At 52.2% G+C, this 16,728-nt stretch carries 17 protein-coding genes; 9 read left to right on the top strand and 8 right to left on the bottom strand.

Features of this window, described 5'->3' with window-relative positions:
• Window positions 1-120 precede the first annotated feature (120 nt).
• Both Q9M42_RS13245 and Q9M42_RS13240 read left to right on the top strand, forming a co-directional pair.
• Entirely contained in the window at window positions 121-909 is a 789-nt protein-coding gene (locus Q9M42_RS13245; protein ID WP_322526945.1) for a carbon-nitrogen family hydrolase, read from the top strand.
• 494 nt (window positions 910-1,403) lie between these two features.
• A complete protein-coding gene (locus Q9M42_RS13240; RefSeq protein WP_322526944.1) occupies window positions 1,404-1,784 on the top strand; it encodes a DUF488 domain-containing protein in 381 nt (126 codons plus the stop codon).
• 13 nt (window positions 1,785-1,797) lie between these two features.
• On the opposite strand, the gene Q9M42_RS13235 is transcribed toward Q9M42_RS13240, so the two are convergent.
• The 5 genes from Q9M42_RS13235 to Q9M42_RS13215 form a co-directional block, all read right to left on the bottom strand.
• Window positions 1,798-2,688, bottom strand: a complete 891-nt coding sequence (locus tag Q9M42_RS13235) for an alpha/beta hydrolase (RefSeq protein WP_322526943.1) — start codon at window positions 2,686-2,688, stop codon at window positions 1,798-1,800.
• A gap of 121 nt (window positions 2,689-2,809) precedes the next feature.
• Complete coding sequence (locus tag Q9M42_RS13230) at window positions 2,810-3,280, bottom strand: thioesterase family protein (RefSeq protein WP_322526942.1); 471 nt, start codon at window positions 3,278-3,280, stop codon at window positions 2,810-2,812.
• Window positions 3,270-4,241: a 3-hydroxyacyl-CoA dehydrogenase NAD-binding domain-containing protein gene (locus Q9M42_RS13225; protein WP_322526941.1), complete on the bottom strand. Its 972-nt coding sequence runs from the start codon at window positions 4,239-4,241 to the stop codon at window positions 3,270-3,272. The genes Q9M42_RS13230 and Q9M42_RS13225 overlap by 11 nt, the downstream gene beginning before the upstream one ends.
• 17 nt (window positions 4,242-4,258) lie before the next feature.
• Window positions 4,259-5,140, bottom strand: a complete 882-nt coding sequence (locus tag Q9M42_RS13220; protein WP_322526940.1) for a 3-keto-5-aminohexanoate cleavage protein — start codon at window positions 5,138-5,140, stop codon at window positions 4,259-4,261.
• Window positions 5,140-5,715 carry a GbsR/MarR family transcriptional regulator gene (locus Q9M42_RS13215; RefSeq protein ID WP_322526939.1) on the bottom strand — a complete coding sequence of 192 codons (576 nt, stop codon included), beginning with the start codon at window positions 5,713-5,715 and terminating at the stop codon, window positions 5,140-5,142. The genes Q9M42_RS13220 and Q9M42_RS13215 overlap by 1 nt, the downstream gene beginning before the upstream one ends.
• A gap of 273 nt (window positions 5,716-5,988) precedes the next feature.
• Here Q9M42_RS13215 and Q9M42_RS13210 point away from each other — a divergent pair, with 273 nt between their 5' ends.
• The 5 genes from Q9M42_RS13210 to Q9M42_RS13190 all read left to right on the top strand — a co-directional run bounded on the left by Q9M42_RS13210 (window position 5,989) and on the right by Q9M42_RS13190 (window position 11,677).
• Window positions 5,989-7,470 (top strand): BCCT family transporter, encoded by a 1,482-nt coding sequence (locus tag Q9M42_RS13210; RefSeq protein ID WP_322526938.1) that lies wholly within the window; start codon window positions 5,989-5,991, stop codon window positions 7,468-7,470.
• A 92-nt stretch (window positions 7,471-7,562) separates the two neighbouring features.
• Window positions 7,563-8,402, top strand: coding sequence for a YitT family protein (locus Q9M42_RS13205; protein WP_322526937.1), 840 nt, complete (start codon window positions 7,563-7,565; stop codon window positions 8,400-8,402).
• Between the two features lies 1 nt (window position 8,403).
• Window positions 8,404-9,960: a CocE/NonD family hydrolase gene (locus tag Q9M42_RS13200; RefSeq protein WP_322526936.1), complete on the top strand. Its 1,557-nt coding sequence runs from the start codon at window positions 8,404-8,406 to the stop codon at window positions 9,958-9,960.
• 72 nt (window positions 9,961-10,032) lie between these two features.
• The gene (locus Q9M42_RS13195; protein ID WP_322526935.1) at window positions 10,033-10,488 is read left to right on the top strand and encodes a universal stress protein; all 456 of its coding nucleotides are present in this window, start codon (window positions 10,033-10,035) and stop codon (window positions 10,486-10,488) included.
• Window positions 10,489-10,639: 151 nt separating this feature from the next.
• On the top strand, window positions 10,640-11,677 hold the full coding sequence (locus tag Q9M42_RS13190) for an HD-GYP domain-containing protein (protein ID WP_322526934.1): 1,038 nt from the start codon (window positions 10,640-10,642) through the stop codon (window positions 11,675-11,677).
• 81 nt (window positions 11,678-11,758) lie between these two features.
• On the opposite strand, the gene Q9M42_RS13185 is transcribed toward Q9M42_RS13190, so the two are convergent.
• Window positions 11,759-12,445, bottom strand: a complete 687-nt coding sequence (locus Q9M42_RS13185) for a DUF2306 domain-containing protein (RefSeq protein WP_322526933.1) — start codon at window positions 12,443-12,445, stop codon at window positions 11,759-11,761.
• A gap of 348 nt (window positions 12,446-12,793) precedes the next feature.
• On the opposite strand from Q9M42_RS13185, the gene Q9M42_RS13180 reads away from it, so the two are divergent.
• Entirely contained in the window at window positions 12,794-13,495 is a 702-nt protein-coding gene (locus Q9M42_RS13180) for a peptidoglycan-binding protein (protein WP_322526932.1), read from the top strand.
• A gap of 164 nt (window positions 13,496-13,659) precedes the next feature.
• Here Q9M42_RS13180 and Q9M42_RS13175 read toward each other — a convergent pair whose 3' ends face one another.
• Complete coding sequence (locus Q9M42_RS13175; protein ID WP_322526931.1) at window positions 13,660-14,220, bottom strand: hypothetical protein; 561 nt, start codon at window positions 14,218-14,220, stop codon at window positions 13,660-13,662.
• Between the two features lie 211 nt (window positions 14,221-14,431).
• Here Q9M42_RS13175 and Q9M42_RS13170 point away from each other — a divergent pair, with 211 nt between their 5' ends.
• Complete coding sequence (locus tag Q9M42_RS13170) at window positions 14,432-15,523, top strand: M24 family metallopeptidase (protein ID WP_322526930.1); 1,092 nt, start codon at window positions 14,432-14,434, stop codon at window positions 15,521-15,523.
• 58 nt (window positions 15,524-15,581) lie between these two features.
• Here the strand turns inward: Q9M42_RS13170 and Q9M42_RS13165 are convergent, their stop codons facing one another.
• Window positions 15,582-16,574 carry an alpha/beta hydrolase gene (locus Q9M42_RS13165; protein WP_322526929.1) on the bottom strand — a complete coding sequence of 331 codons (993 nt, stop codon included), beginning with the start codon at window positions 16,572-16,574 and terminating at the stop codon, window positions 15,582-15,584.
• Window positions 16,575-16,728: the final 154 nt, after the last annotated feature.

Here is a 16,728-nt window from a genome sequence, read left to right as displayed (position 1 = left end):
TAAGCATAAAGGTTCCGGACGGGAAATGAAATGAGTACCGGAAAATAGGCTCTGTTTCTCCGTCAGCGCCCGGTGGTATATTAAAACGTAATAGAATACATATACAGGAGGAGGAAAACGATGAATATTGCGGTATATCAAATGGACATTGTGGCGGGAGAGCCGGAGTTGAACCGGGAAAAGGTACGCAGGTGGCTCAGGGAGCAGGAGCTTGGCGAGGTGGATCTGCTTATGCTTCCGGAAATGTGGACAACGGCGTATACGCTGCCGGAGCTCGGGGAGATCGCAGAGGACCCCGCGGACAGTGAAACGATTCGATTTCTGCAAAATGCTGCGGTACATTATCAGGTGCATATCATGGGCGGGTCGATTGCGGTAAAAGAAAACAGGAAGGTGTATAACCGGGCCATTGTGATAGATAACAGGGGAGAGGTCATATACGAGTATGACAAAATGCATCTCGTGCCGATGCTGAACGAGCCGGCGTATTTAAGCGGCGGCCGCGAGCCGGTGAAAGTATTTGAGCTGGGGGGCGTCAAAATGGGAGTAGTGATCTGCTACGATCTTCGTTTTCCGGAAATTATCCGAAGTCTTGCTCTGCAGGGGTGTGAGCTTCTGTTTATTCCGGCGGAATGGCCGGACAGCCGCCGGAGTCACTGGGACGTGCTGAGTGTGGCGCGGGCGGTGGAAAACCAGATGTATGTCGTGACCTGCAACCGTCCGGGCTCGTACGATGGCATTACATTCGCCGGCTCCTCGGCCTTTATCGATCCGTGGGGCAACTTGCTGCAGAAGGGGAGCGTGGACCGCGAGGAAACGCTCCGGGAAACCCTGGATCTTTCCAATGTGGCAGAAGTCCGCAAAAACGTGCCCGTTTTTGACAGCCGTGTGCCGGAGTTGTATGAATAAACTTAACTCTGAGCGTCAAAGCTGAAGGAACTTGAATAGCTTCGCGCGCCTGTGGTATAATTCATTTAACAAAAAAAGGTCCGTGCTCGACACACGGACCGCCAACAGCAGTACTGACCCTTCAAAGGGGTCGGCCTAGAGGAAAAATAAACCACATGAGCCGCGTAAACTCAAAGGTGGTTTATTTTTTTTGCTTAAAATAGTCTGCTAACATCACGCTGGCGTAGATCGCTGTTAAAACGGAAGCGGCAACGGTTACGGCGTCTATTAGCATCACGGCATCCCCCCCTTTCGCGAGGGAGCGCCGACCACCTTTGAGTTACAGCATGCTGTTACTATAATAGTATCAAAGGCCAATCAATATTTTGAATATTAATAGAAATAAAAACTTATTTTAAATGTACCGATTTTTTCGCTTGCACGTTTGCCCGCCTTCCGGGAAAGGAAAGAGCGGAGAAGAGAGATTTAAACTATGCAGAAGAAGGATGATACCAATGCCAATATACTGCAAACGGCTCCATAAGAAAGCAGATACAGACGACGGCTACCGGATTTTCGTCGAGAAGGAATGGCCGAATGAAGTCGAAGAGGTGCGTGCCGATATTCATGAATGGGTGGATGGCGTTGCCCCGTCGAAGGAGCTGCAGAAGGCGCTTGAGGACGAACCGAAAAAGTTCGAAAGCTTCAAAGAGGCGTACAAGGCAGAGCTTGAGCAGGATGAGCTCAAACGCGAAGAATTGCAGCGCCTGAAAGAAATTGTACGGATGCAGGACAAGGATGTGACGCTCGTGTTTTCGTCAGAGGACGTAAAACGAAATCACGCCTGGGTGCTGAAGGAAATTCTCGACCAGCAGCCGGCGCATCCAGAAGAGTAATATGAAAGCCCGCCTACAGCAGGCGGGCCTGAAGCGTGGAGACGACAAGTCTCCACGCTTTTTTTGCGGTGCTTTTTCGTCCGACATGGGTGAACGCGTGAATGGTTTTTGGAAACATTTGATACTCCACCGGCACGCCTTCCTGCTTCAAGCGCTCCGCGTACCGGAATGCCTCCCGGGCGAGGGAGTCGTATTCCGGCGTGAATACGAGCGTCGGCGGCAGGCCTTTGAGCGATTCCGCACGGAGCGGGGAAATATACGGGTGCGCAGCGCTCTGACCCGTTTCGAGATAGCTTGCCGTGAACAGATCCGCCACAAAAATGGGAATCGCTCCGGGGAAGGATGCTTTTTCGCGGGGATCGGTCGCAAGGTCAAGAATCGGCGAATCCAAAATTTGAACTGCGGGCATTGGCGCCCCGGTGTCGCGCAAAAGCAGCAGCGTCGATGCTGCAATGTTGCCGCCAGCGCTGTGTCCGCCGAGGGCAAAGCGTTCCATATTCAGGCCGAGCCAATCCTCATGGGTGTGCAGCCATGCGATCACGTCCCGGATCTCAAACAAAGAAAATGGAAACCGGCTGCGCGGAGCCAGGTGGTAATCAATATTTACGACCACACAGGGCGTAAGCTCGGCTACATAGCGGCCCCAGCCTTCATCATCAGCGTAGCTTCCCATGAAAAAGCCGCCGCCGTGCAGATTCACAAACACCGGCAGAGCTTTTCCTTCAGCTGCTTCGGGATAATAAATGTGTACGGGTGTGGTGCCGGCAGCCGTTTCCACCATATAGGAGTCTGTGCGGACGGCATCTGCCGTGGGCGGGGTAATGTGGGTTGGTGAATATCGGCGCAGCCGTATTTGAAACGCGCGCAATAGTGAGGTCAACAGGTAGGTTCTCCATACAGGCATCGGTGCCACTCCTTTCTTCTCTCTACGTGCCTATTCCTGCCGACGCCTTTTGTTAAGCTAAAAATTCATTGGTATAAAAAATCAGCCGGCACTCCCTCGGAGAGTACCAGCTGATGCTGCATTATTTACGTTTAATTCCAATCGAACGCCCGGCTTTAGCCGGCCAGTTCTTTGGAGAGAGGACCGGAACTTTGGCAAAGCCCTGCTGAAGCGTTTCTGGAAATGGGGCGGGCCGTCCGGCGGCCTGATCCATCCCCATGACCATCTGTTCGCTCGTGGCGATTGTCCCGTTCTTGTCGTTCTGCATCTCAAGCCACAGGTGCAGCCGCTTGGCGTCCTGGTCGAGAATTACCGCTGATACGGCGAGCGGCTGATCCTGGTGGGCCTCCGCCAGATACATCAGGTGGGTTTCGAGGGTAAATACGGTGTACTGCTCCCGTTCGATAAAGCGGGCGGTCAGGCCTGCGTCTTCAAGCAGCGCATCGAGCGCCCGGCTGAAAACCAAAGCGTAAGCGGCATCGTTCATATGCCTGTTATAGTCCACCCATTCCCTTTCCACGCGGCCGTTCCAGACTATGTGGTTATCTGTCATGGCTGTGCACCTTTTCTGCCGGCCAGTAGCTGCCATCGTGCAGCAGGTTCATCAGCTTTAAAAGAAATTCATCGCGGCGTTCTTCAAGCTCGGCGACGCTTTTGTCCCCGGACTGTTCCTTTGTGCCTTCGATCACTTTTTCGCTCAATTCAGAAGTGAGCTCCGGGGCTTCCAGCTTAGTCCAAGGCGCTTTCAGGGCCGGACCGAACTGCTCGAGCATGTGGGTCATGCCTTTATCCCCGCCGGCCAGGTGAAAGGTTAAAAACGGACCCATGAGCGCCCAGCGGAGACCGGCGCCGTAGACGATCGCTTTGTCGACTTCTTCGGTGGTGGCGTGGCCGTCGTTCACAATATGAAGGGCTTCGCGCCAGAGGGCTTCCATCAGGCGGTCGGCAATATGGCCGTCCACCTCGCCCTTCATCACTAGCGGCTTCATGCCGGCAAGCTCATATATCGCCTGTGCGCGCTCCATTTCGGTCCTTGTCGTCTGTTCCCCGCCGGAAAGCTCCACAAGCGGAAGCAGGTAGACGGGGTGAAACGGGTGGGCAACAATGACGCGCTCCGGATGGCGGGTGCAGTCGGTCTGAAGCGTCGTCGGCTTGTAGCCCGACGTGCTCGAAGCGATGATACTTTCGGCCGGGGCGAGTGCATCAATCTGAGCGAGCACGCTTCGTTTAATGTCTTCGCGTTCAGGCACATTTTCCTGAATAAGGGCAGCGTCTGACACAGCGTCTGAAATGTCAGTCGTAAATGTAAGCTTATCGGTGGAGGCATCGTCGTGCATGCCGTTTTCCTTCAGCTTCGGCCAAAGCGATGTGACAGTGCTGCGTGTTTTTTCTTCGGCGCCGTCCGCCGGATCACAGGCAATGACGTGAAAGCCGTGCGCGAGGAAACGGGCGATCCAGCCGTTTCCGATCACGCCGGTTCCAATAACGGCAATAGTAGTGGTTGTTGGATTCATGAGGTCCTCCTAAAAATTTAAGATTGTTTCGTCAGGCCGAGCGTATCGCGTGCTTCCTGCGGGGTCATTGGTTCTACGTTCAGCGTCTGCAGCAGCTGCACGGCTTTGTCGACGAGCTGGGCGTTCGTGCCGAGCACGCCTTTTTCGAGATAAAGATTGTCCTCGAGGCCGACGCGGACATTGCCGCCAAGAAGGGCTGCCTGGGCGACCATCGGGATCTGCAGGCGGCCGATGCCAAACGCCGACCAGTTGGCGCCGTCCGGCAGGTGATGCCTCATGTGAAGCATCGTTTCCGCATCTGCTTCTGCGCCCCACGGAATGCCTAGGCAGAACTGATAGAGCGGGTCGCCGTCCACGAGGCCTTCGCGCACAAGCTGATTGGCAAAGCGGACGTGGCCGGTATCAAAGCACTCCATTTCCGCCTTCACGCCGCTCTGTTGGATCAGCGATGCCTGCTCACGCAGCCAGCCGGCCGGGCCGAGATACACCTGATCGCCGAAGTTGAGGCTTCCGCAGTCTAGCGTGCATATTTCCGGAAGAAATTTTCCGACCGGGAGATGGCGCTCCTCCGGCGTCTGCACAAATGTACCGTCGCCGCCAATGGCAGGGTGTTTCTGGTCAGGCACAAAATCGCCGCCACCTCCGGCTGTAAGATTCAGCACCACGTCGGTGTCGCTTTCGCGGACGCGTTCCACCACCTCCTGGAAGAGGGCGGGGTCAAAACTGTACGCGCCTGTTTTGGGGTCGCGCACGTGTATGTGGGCAACAGCGGCTCCTGCTTTGGCTGCTTCGATGGCGTCACGGGCGATAGCTTCCGGCGTGACCGGCACATGCTGGCTTTTGTCTGTCGTTTCTCCGGCACCGGTGACGGCGCTTGTAATAATTGTTTTCTGGCCCATTAGTTATCTTCTCCTTTATTGTTTCTCTCTATTGGAACGGCGTCGAAAATATCTCCGCTTTCGAAAAATTCAACGAGGCGGTTGATCCAGTTATAATACGCGACCCATTCGTCGAGCTCTTTACGGAGCTCGGCAATTTTTTGGTCTACTTCAGCTGAACCGTCGCTCGCAGCGGCGATTTCATCGATTTCACGCTGCAGCTTGTTGGCAAACTGCCGGTTTTTGCTGATCACTTCCCGCCAGTTTGTTGTAAACAGGGACACAAACGTCTGCACATAATCGTTTTCCACATTGTAATGCTCCTTGCGGCTGCCTTTGACATGCTCTTTTTCGGCAATGTTTAACGAAATCATCTGGCGCATTACCTGGCTCATCCGGGTCTTGCTCATTCCGGTCGCTTCAGCCAGGTCGTCGAGCGTCATCGGCTCGCGGTTCATGTAAATAATGCCGAGCAGCCGGCCGATCGTCGATGACACGCCAAACGTATTCATATTGTCGGAAATGCGGTCGGCAATTTGCCGTTCGGTTTCATTCAACTGTTCAAGCAGCTGGCTGTTATCCCCTGAGGCACTCATGGCTCTCCCCCTTTATCAAGCTTTCTCTATTTTCCACGCGTCTAACTTTATCATGTTTCAAAAAAAAGGCAAAAACGCAGGCAGGGGTCGTTGGCAGCGGAAAGGGAAGGAAATTTAAGATAATGAATTATAAACTCTGTGCAATAAAAATTGCACAGAGTTTAAGGCGGTTTTTGCGGGCTTACGCGTTTTTCCTTTTCAAGAGGCTTTCTCTATAATGAGGGACGTTGTGAACGACTACAGCGGAAAGACTATGGAGGAGGTACATACATAATGAGACAAATGACGACTGTTTTAAAAGTGTCGATCGTTCTTATTCTATTATTCTTAGCATTCGGCGTGTTTTTTACCGCGCAGCTTGAAGCAGCAATGACTGCTGCCCAGGCCTTTGTATTTGTGAATTTTGGCTGGTATTTTCAGATTTTAGTGACACTTCTGTTAATTTTCGCCGTCTACCTGGGATTCAGTAAATACGGAAGGGTGCGGCTCGGAAAGCCGGACGAAAAGCCTGAGTTTAACCGGCTCACCTGGTTTACGATGCTGTTTTCTGCCGGTATCGGTATCGGGCTGCTGTTTTACGGCGTGTCCGAGCCGATCGGGCACTTTTCGAGCCCGCCAAACGGCGAGGGCGGTGCAGAAAGTGATGCCATCCGGGGCGTTTCTTCGACGTGGCTTCACTGGGGGCTGCACGCCTGGGCGATCTATGCGCTGGTGGCGCTGGCGCTCGCTCTGCAGCAGTTCCGCTATCAGGCGCCGGGGCTGATGAGCACGACGCTCCGCCCGGTACTCGGAAAATATGCGTACGGACCGGTCGCAAATGTTGTCGATATTATCGCCGTATTCGCTACACTGTTCGGAGTCGCCGCCTCACTCGGGCTCGGGTCCCAGCAGATTAACGCCGGCCTGCAGTTTATTTTCGGCGTGCCATACAATCTTGGCGTCCAGTTCATTATTATGACGATTGTTACAATCATTTTCGTGACGTCCGCAAGCACGGGAATTCAGCGGGGCATCAAGTATTTGAGTAACATCAACCTGAGTCTGACCGGCATCCTGCTTCTGTTCATGCTGATCGCCGGACCGACGCTCTTTTTAATTAACATGTTTGCTTCCGGCCTGTCGGATTACGTGCAGAACTTCCTCGGATGGGGGCTGCGCATGGATCCGATTGATGAGCAGGAAGCATCGTGGACGCAGAATTGGACCGTCTTCTATTGGGCCTGGTGGATTTCCTGGACACCGTTCGTCGGGATGTTTGTGGCCCGGATTTCAAGGGGACGGACAATTCGTGAATTTATGGCCGGGGTGCTGCTCGTGCCGTCGATCGTTTCGTTCTTCTGGTTCAGCACGCTTGGTGGAAGCGCGATTTTCCTCGAGCTGTTCGAGGGACGCGAGGTATCATCGCAGTCGCTTGAAACAGCACTGTTCTACGTGCTCGAGACGTATCCGCTCGGAGGCATTATGTCCGTGTTTGCCATCATCGTGGTGACGATCTTCTTCGTGACCACGGCCGACTCTGCGACGTTTGTGCTCGGGATGCAGACGACCGGAGGCAGCCTGAATCCACCGGTGTCGATAAAAATCATGTGGGGCGTGTTCTTCGTCTCCGTCACCGCGATTCTATTAGTGGTTGGCGGCCTGAGCGCATTCCAGACTGCCATCGTGGTCAGCGCGCTGCCGCTGTCGGTCATTGTCATTTTAATGTGCGTCGGCATTGTCAAGACCTTAAACCTCGACCAAAAACGCGGCAAATAAGCGTGGGCAGGAACGCAGGCTGCGTTCCTGCTCTTTTTTACGTTATAATATAGTTTTGTCTGAAAATATGTATATAAGGGGGAAAAGAAAGTATGAAAAATATAATGTATATTACTATCGGCACGCTGCTGTTTGCGCTCGCGGTAACGCAGCTTGCGATGCCAAACTCCATTGCCGAGGGCGGTATTGTCGGGATGTCTCTTCTGATCTATTACGGGCTCGACATTTCGCCGAGTATTTCAACACCGATTATTTTTCTTCTGCTGCTTGGTGTCGGAATCCGTTACCTTCCACGCCATATGGTGTATAAAACGATTTTTAACGTGGCGCTGTTTTCGGTATTCATCTGGATTTTTGAAGGGGTGTACGCCCGTCCGATGGAGGACCCGATGCTTGCGGCGATTTTCGCCGGGGCGATTACCGGTGTCGGCTTTGGTTTTATTTATCAGGCCGGAAGCTCTGTTGGCGGCACGTCCATTATCGCCCGTGCCTTTAATCAGCAGCTCGGCTGGGATCTGACCGGCATGACGCTCGTCCTGGATGCGCTCGTCGTGATTGCAGGGATTTTCATTATCGGGCCGGTATCTACGATGTATACCCTGATTACACTCTACATCGGAAAGGTTGTCACCGACTTTGTGCTCGGCGGCTTTGACTCGAAAAAAGCACTCAACGTGGTATCTCCATACTCCGAACAGATATCGGAGCGTATTACAAAGGAGCTTGCCTCGAGTGCGACCGTTTTTGACGGCCGGGGCGAGTATATGAAGGAACAGCGCCGCGTGCTGTATATTGTTATTCACTCCCACCGCCTGCTTCGCCTCAAACGGGTTATTAAAGAAGTGGATCCGAATGCGTTCATCGTTGTTCACAACGTCAAGGACGTATCAGGCGGAACGTTTTCGATTGGCCACGAGGAAGTACGTTCGTAGCATGCGTATCGAAGAGCAGGTGGAAGGCCGGATGCGCGACGGCACCGTGCTGCGCGCAGACGTGTACCGCCCGGACGGGTCCGGAAGCTGGCCGGCTCTTTTGCTCCGGCTTCCGTATGACAAAACGACCCGCCACTACCGGGAGACATTTGCCGAAGTGGAGCGCCTGACGGTGGCCGGCTACGTGGTCGTTATTCAGGACGTGCGCGGCCGATTTGCCTCGGAGGGAGAATTTTATCCATTTATATATGAAGCCGAAGACGGCTATGATTCGGTGGAATGGGCAGCACGTCTGCCGGAGGTGAACGGGCGTGTCGGCATGATCGGTATGTCGTATCACGGCTTCACTCAGGTGGCAGCGGCCGCCGGACAGCCGCCGTCGCTTGTGGCAATAGCGCCGATGATGGCCTTTGCGGACGGCTGGAGCACGATGCGGGGAGACCGGGGCGTGTTCGAGATCGGCAAATGGCAGACGTGGGTCGCCGAGTCAATGCTTCCGGATCACCTGGAGCGGTTGGAAGATCCCGAAGGACCGGATCGTATCAGCAGGTATCTTAAAGATCTGCCGGCCTGGCTCGGAAAAGGGAACCCGCTCACATGGCCTCCAGTCACAGCTGCCGGTCTGCCGTCGTACTATAACGACTTCCTGCTTGGAAATGTTTCTGAAGAAACCAGGGAACGCATGCAGGTGAACCCGGAGAGCATTAAAGTACCCGCACTGTTTCTGGCCGGATGGTACGACTGTTTTCTTGAAGAAACCATTGATTTGTATCAGAGAACGGCCGGACCCGTGGAGCTCTGGATTGGTCCGTGGACGCACGAAGACCAGAGCGGACAGGCGGGAGATGTGTTTTTCCCTGATGCACAGGTGGATCGTACCGCGTTGTTTCTGCAATGGTTCGACCGCTGGCTGAGGGACGAAAAAGCCCCACCTCGGAACCCAGTGCACTATTACGTGATGAACGCCGGCAAATGGAGAAGCGGAACGAAAATACCGGAGGGGAATTCGGAGACAGTGTTTTACATGCACTCTGACGGCCTGCTTTTCGGGGATGCCCCGGAGCAGGCCTCCAGTATCCGGATAGAGCATGATCCGGATTACCCGGTACCGACGATCGGCGGAAATATTTTAATGAGCGGATTTCCGGCAGGAAGCTTTGATCAGCAGGAGGTACAGGCTCGAAGTGACGTGCTGGTTTATACGAGCGCACCACTGCAGGAAAACTGGGAAATGCTTGGCACCGCACAGGCGCGTCTTTGGATGAATGCGAGCCGCCCGGAACTTCCGATCGGCCTGCGAATAAGCGAGGTGCAGCCGGACGGGAGTGCATGGAACGTCATGGATTCCTTGGAGGGACAGCCGGAAGCGGCAGGAAAGCGAGTCATTGATATTGGCAGAACGGCGTACTGGTTTTCGGCGGGCAGCCGCCTGCGTGTAGAAATATATTTGAGCAGTTTTCCGCGTATTGAAAACGGCACGAGCCCTGCCTGGGCGGAAATCCAAGGGTCTTCTCAGCTGCATGTAATCGCCGGAACGCTTCCTGTTTTCACGAATTGATGCATACATTTTCAGGTAGATGGGAATAGTCATATTACGCATTCCATATACTTAATAAGGAGGCGTATAAATATGGAACTATACAAAAACATTTTAATCGGCGTACATCCGACGGCAGGCGTGCCGGAGCATGTCGTCCAAAAAGGCTGCCAGCTGGCCGAACTCCACGGAGCGAAACTTTATTTAGCATCCATGGTCGAGGAAAAGGGCTACGGGCCGTTTGCCCGCTATGAAGAAGATGTTTTAAAAAAAGCTGAAGAAGAAGCAACCGAAACACTTCATACCGTGAAGCGGAAGGCAGAGTCTCACGGGCACGGGAAGCTCGATGCGAAGCTGATTGTGGAGCACGGGGCCCCGACGCAGACGCTGCTGCAGAAGGTAGTGCCGGACTATCAGATTGATTTGGTGCTGCTTCCGCAGACGAGCAAAAATAAAATGGACCGCACGCTGATGGGCAGTTTCTCGGAAGCCGTCGTCCGTTCGGCCAACTGCGATATATTGATCGTGGATAGTAAAGAAGAAAAGTAGTATGACTGGAAGCCGGGAGCTTCCAGTCTTTTTTATGGAATAATTTGCAAATTGTATATTGATTTTAATAACAAACTAAAGTACTATGATTATATACCTAATAAGTACTTGGAATACTTTATTTTAAATACGAGGATGGGCGGTGGACGGAATGGCAGAGGTATTAGTTAGAGACTTACGGCCGGAAGACGTCTTAGGGGAGGATGTGTACAAAGGAAACGCTCTGGCGTTGAAAAGGGGAAAGGTATTAACGAAGGAATGGATCGACAGGCTACACAGATGGGGCATTGAAGCAGTGGAAATTCAACACGGTAACGAACCAGTGGAAAAAGGAGCGCAGATGAGTGAGCAGGAGTTAAAACGCCTGTTTTTGGAAAACGTGATTGGCCTGGGCAATGAATATCGTTTTGGCTTTGCGCTGAATGACCAGAGGCGCTATGAATGGCTGGAAAACTTATTCTGCTCTATTATGAAAGAAACGAAAGTGAAGGCGCTGATGGATAAGCTGGAAGACTGGGATCCGTATACTTATCAGCACTCGTTTGATGTATTTATTCTAGGGTCGCTGCTGGCTTACGAATCGGATTTTCCGAACTTACGGGAGACAGCGATCGGCTGTCTGCTTCATGATGTGGGCAAGCTGAAGGTACCACAGGAGATTCTATGGAAAAAAGGTGCACTGAACGGCTCGGAAATGGCAATGGTTCAGACGCATCCGTTGGCCGGATACGAATTGCTTAAAGAGTTTAAATTTTCGGAAAATATTGCTGTGATGGCTCGTGATCATCATGAGCGTTTAAATGGCAGGGGATATCCTTATGGCATTGCCGGACATGAGATATCGCAGCAGGCACGCCTGATCGGCGTACTGGATATATATTCCGCGCTGTCGCTCGACCGGCCTTACAGAAATGCAGTTTGTCCCCATAAAGCCATTCGGATTATTCTGCAGGAGGAAAGCGTGGACGTGAAATATGTGGCGAGATTGTGTGAAACCCTGGAGATTTTTCCACTGGGAGCTACGGTGGAGCTCACAGATAGACGCACTGCGACCATTATTAAGATTGATGATAAGCTTCCGACCTTTCCTCTTTTGAAGGAAGAGGGTTCGGCTAGGGTATTTTACGTGCCGACAAACCGTACGCTTCGCATCAGGCGTATGCTGATCAGACAACAGACAGACGAGTAGCTGATTCTTTTCAGGATCAGCTTTTTTATGTGAGAACGGCCCGGTTTTTGCAGACATAAAGACATAAAAGGAAAGAATCACTTATTTGCTGACGGGTGGGTTGAATTTCCGCTGGTAGTGACGGGAGAAGCCGATAATTAATGGCACCAGTAAAAACGTCGGGAGCAGCCAGATGAATAACGACACCTCCTCCATGTTTAACAGCTGCGGTGCCCCGAATACCGTGAAAGCCGTAATCGTGGCAATGGAGCAGCCGATCATACTGCCTAGATGTTCGTAAAGCCAGTGCATGCGTTCGGCCGGGGGACGAAGCCAGTAGTACAGCTGCAGACTGCCAAGAGCGATGCCGATGAGGGGAAAGTAGGTAATGAGAGCAATGCCCTGCACTAAGCCGTAGAGGCAGGCTGCCAGTCCGGAACCGAGAAGAAGAAAGGAAATGCCGATATCGACAGGTTGACGGTGAATCGCTTTTCGTTTTTTGAAACGGAGCACCCGTATGCCGTGCCAGGCGGTGGCAATGCTCAATACAGCGATAAATAAGAGAAAGTAGGAAAAGGCGTCTTCGCCGGGTGTGCGGCCGGCAGAGACAAACAAGCGGTAAAAGGAAAGATGAAAGGCGGTAAAAGCGACGGTCATCATAGCAAAAACGAACACCCAGCCTGCGCGCCTGTGCGTGCGTCCTCCTTTTTTCGTAACCAGCGGTATCCAAAACACGCCGAGAGCCAGAAACCCTGCAGTGATATGGACAATCAGACTGCCAGTAAACATGCCGAAGCACCCCTTCGGTTTAGTTTGAAAATCTCCGGGTCGTTTACTTACTACTTTCGTGAAAAAAAGCAGAATTCCTGTAACAGACTTAAAAAGCTTTTGTAATATGGGATCGGAGCCGACTGGAACGAATAGCAAATAGAAGGGTGTATCTAAGCCGTTCTGCCCGGAAAATTCATGAACATTCGGAAAAACAGAGACTTTGTTACGGGAATTTATCATTCATTAGTAATAATTACATAGAAATTACAATGTAATTACAATTAACTAATAAGCTTGAAGACCCCCATGGTGGTCCGTTATAGTTCTTGCTGTGAGAGAAATTCAAACAGTTGGGGGTATTCACATATGTTTTCTGTAAGTCAATCGATGAAGTGGGCCGGCGGTTTCGCACTCGGAACGGGACTTCTTGCAGCAGCACCGGCCGTATCGGACGCAGCAGACTTATTAAATAAGGGGGACCGCGGGGACGACGTATCCGAAGCACAGTCCGTCCTCGAGGATGAAGGCTATTATGACTACGCCGTTGACGGCATTTACGGGTCAATCACTGATAGCGCTGTACGAAGCTTCCAGCGTGATCAGGGCTTAACTGTAGATGGCATCATCGGACCAAACACCCGCGCGGCGCTTGATGACGTAGAGGGCGGCGAAGCAGTGGAAGGAGCTTCCACCTCCGAATCCTCGGAAAGCAGCTCCTCTGAAAGCGAAAGCAGCAGCTCTTCGGAAGAATCGACAAGCGGTGACGCCAGCACAGGCGGCGAAACCATGACGATGGAAGCTACCGCCTACACGGCTGAATGTGCCGGCTGCAGCGGCATTACCGCTACGGGCAAAAACCTGAACAACGACCGTGACGCTAATGTTATTGCCGTAGATCCGGATGTGATCCCACTCGGATCTACTGTGAAAATTGAAGGCATGGGCACGTATGAAGCAGCCGACACTGGCGGTGCCATCAATAACGACCGCATCGACATCCACGTACCGACAAAATCGGATGCTTATGAATTCGGGCGTCAGGATCTGGAAGTAACAGTAGTAGACTAATTAATAAATGAACAGAACCCGTCTTCCTCAAAAGGGAAGGCGGTTTTTTAATATGCTTAAGCCATAAAAAAGAGCACCGTTCAGTGCTCCTGTTAATCAGCCTTCATATAGGGCTATGCGTCAATCTTATATTAACGAAGAAAATTTTCTGTTGCGGACTTTGCTTACAGCGTTTTAATATCGGAGGATTCAAAGTCGTTCAGGCGGAACATACAGTAGGCGAGAGTAAGAAATTCCGGAGTTGTTACGCAGGAATCCTGGATTTTATTAACGGAGGCTGAAACCTTCCATCCGGAATTTTTAAAGGTAATCGTAGCGACAGTTACTTTTTCGCACCGTACAATCAGCTGTTCGTGGCGGGTCTGGTAGATTTCGAGCTGTTCATCATTAATGCGTCCCTTTACATGAAAACGAAAGTAAGGGAAAAATATTTGATCACGCAGCTCAATTTCTTCTTCTTCGCTGCATGGCTGAAACATATAATGATAGCGGAGGCGCCGGTGCATCTTGCCTTTTTTTACACCCATGGCCATCCGCGTTCGGCCGTGCGTATCTTTAAACCGGTAAGCGTCCCCGGTGCGCATATGATCGGTGTTAACGTCGATGGATGTGGCGTCGGCCCGTTCAAGAAGGCCGACCGTTTCCCCTCCGTTGTTGTAAACTGGAACTGAATTGTGGGAGGAAAAGAAAAGTATATCGTTAAAGACCCATTCCTGGTTCTGCATAGATGTTGTCCCCCCTTCCTGGTTTGCGCAATATGCGCGAAACCACCACGCTGTTTATCTATATATTTGTACGCAGCCAAAAAGGGCGTCGTTTCACTTATTGTTGTCGTTATTTCCCGTCTTTGCCTCCAGGCAAACCTTGGGCAAAACAAGGAGCGGCTGGAAAGCATCTGAAAACTTATGCGATACTAAAGAAAAGGGGGGCCAAAAGATGAATGCGATAATTGAAGCATGGACGAGAGCGTTAATAGAACGCGAGGAGGACGCAGCCGTTATTACGAATCCGGCTGATATTTACTATGCTAGCGGCTTTTACACAGACCCGCATGAACGGCTTTTAATGCTTATCCTTTTTCGGCAGGGAGAGCCTCTGCTTGTCTGCCCGGAAATGGAAGGGGCGCTGGCGAAAAAAAGCGGTTGGCATGGAAGCATTGTTACCTACACGGACAGCGAGGACCCGTGGGAAAGTGTGAAAAAAGCACTTCATAAACAGATGCCGAATCCTTTCCGGGTCGCAGTGGAGAAAAATCATTTATCTGTGGCCCGGTTCGAAAAGCTGGAACAGATTTATCCGGGGATCCGCTATACAGATTTTGAGCACGTGGTTGCGCAGAGCCGCCAGGTAAAATCGCCGGAGGAGCTGAAGCAGATTCAGCACGCAGTGGATATCACTGAACGGGCACTTGAAACCGTTGCAGAAGGGCTTTGGGAAGGAGTGACTGAACGGGAGGTCGTTCATCAGCTTGAAGAGGTAATGAAAAAGCAGGGAGCGGATGGTGCGGCGTTTGATACGATCGTCCTGTTCGGAGAAAAAAGCGCCTATCCGCATGGCGTTCCTTCAGAAGCCCGGCTGCAAAAGGGTGACCTGATTCTGGTGGATCTCGGCGCCCGCTACGGACGTTTTTGCTCTGATATGACGCGCACCTGGGTATTCGGCGGAGCTGATGAAATTACCCGGGGGCGCCTTGAGATTGTGTCGGAGGCGAAAGCAGCAGCGATAGAGGCATGCCGGGACGGCGGACGGATCGGAGACGTTGATAAAGCCGCGCGGGACGTGCTTACAGCAGCCGGGTACGGCGATTATTTCATCACCCGCGTCGGTCACGGTCTCGGTATGGATGTGCACGAGGCGCCGTCGATTCACGGCGAAAACGACGATCTGCTTAAAGCCGGGATGGTACTCACCATTGAGCCGGGCATGTATATTGAAGGCTGGGGCGGCATTCGTCTCGAGGACGACGTGATTGTCGGCGAACACGGCGGGGAAATCATGAATCGTCTCAGGACGCTGCTGGACGTATAACAGCCGGCGCAGAAAAAGGGCCTGATCGCATGTATGCGCAGCAGGCCCTTTTCATCGTTTACGTACGGCTGTACGTATCAATAAAAGCAGTCAGGGAACGGAACGTCTGCCGGGCGGCAGGCTTATCCATAATAAATTGATATTCGTGTTCGACCGGCGTTTCGTCCTTATCGTAAAAGATGTCCCGAACGGGCACGCGGCGGCTTAACAGGGCAGCAAGCCGGCGCCCCTGGGTGTCGAAGGAGTTTTTATTGCCGTCTGTAATAAACGTAGGTGCGAATTTTTCCGGTGGACGCTGGAGCATCGATATTTCCGTAAGTGCCGGAGCGTCCTCCCAGTTGTAAGTGCCGATGTATGCCCAGCCGATACGCTTGAAAAGAAAGCGGTTGAACCAGCCGAGCGGTGCGCCGGCGATCTGGCGAAGGTCGTACGGGCCGCAGAACAGCAGCACCCCTTTAATGTAAAGCGGGTCAATATGCCGTCTTACCGGCACCCACGGGGAGTACCCCTCATTCAGCTGGATGGCCGCATACTGGGAGACGATCTGCGCCCCGGCAGAATCGCCGGCGAAAAAAATATTGGTCAGATCGATCCCATACTCATCGGCGTGCCGTTTAATATAGCGGTACGCTTCATCGAGCTGGATTAACGGTGCCGGGTAAGCGGCGGCCGGTGCGAGTGCGTAATTAATGTTGATCACATTATAGCCGGAGGCAGCCAGATAGGTGACGTATTTGGAAGCATCCTGCTTGTCGCCTGCGACGTAGGCGCCGCCGTGCATCCAAAAAATAACCGGCGTTTTTTCTTTTTTTTCTGTCGTCAAAATAATATCAAGCCGTCCGTTACGGTATTGGGATTCGTAGTCAATATCCTTATACTGTACCGTATTTTCGGCAGCTTCGGCAAAATCGGGAGCTTCGGTTTCGAGGCCGCCTTCGAAGGCCTGCTTTACATACCACGCAGCCGGCCGCGGTGAAAAGAATGCATAGGCAGCTGCTGCGGCGATCAGACCGCAGGCGCCAAGGCCTGCTTGTTTGACGAGTTTGTGCATAAACATCTTCTCCTTGTGTGGGTTTTGTAACGTTAACTTCTACGTACGTTACTGTATTCCCTTTTAAAGAAAAATTTAGACATTTTATTATTCAAAAGGACGTTTGAATAATAAAATGAAAGTGGTATAATATAATCAAAAGGTGATTTGAATA

The sequence above is a fragment of the Marinococcus luteus genome (genome assembly GCF_034497705.1).
Classification (GTDB): Bacteria; Bacillota; Bacilli; order Bacillales; family Marinococcaceae; genus Marinococcus; species Marinococcus luteus_A.
Note: the sequence above shows the minus strand (reverse complement) of the source record. Positions and strands in the feature narration are given on the sequence as shown.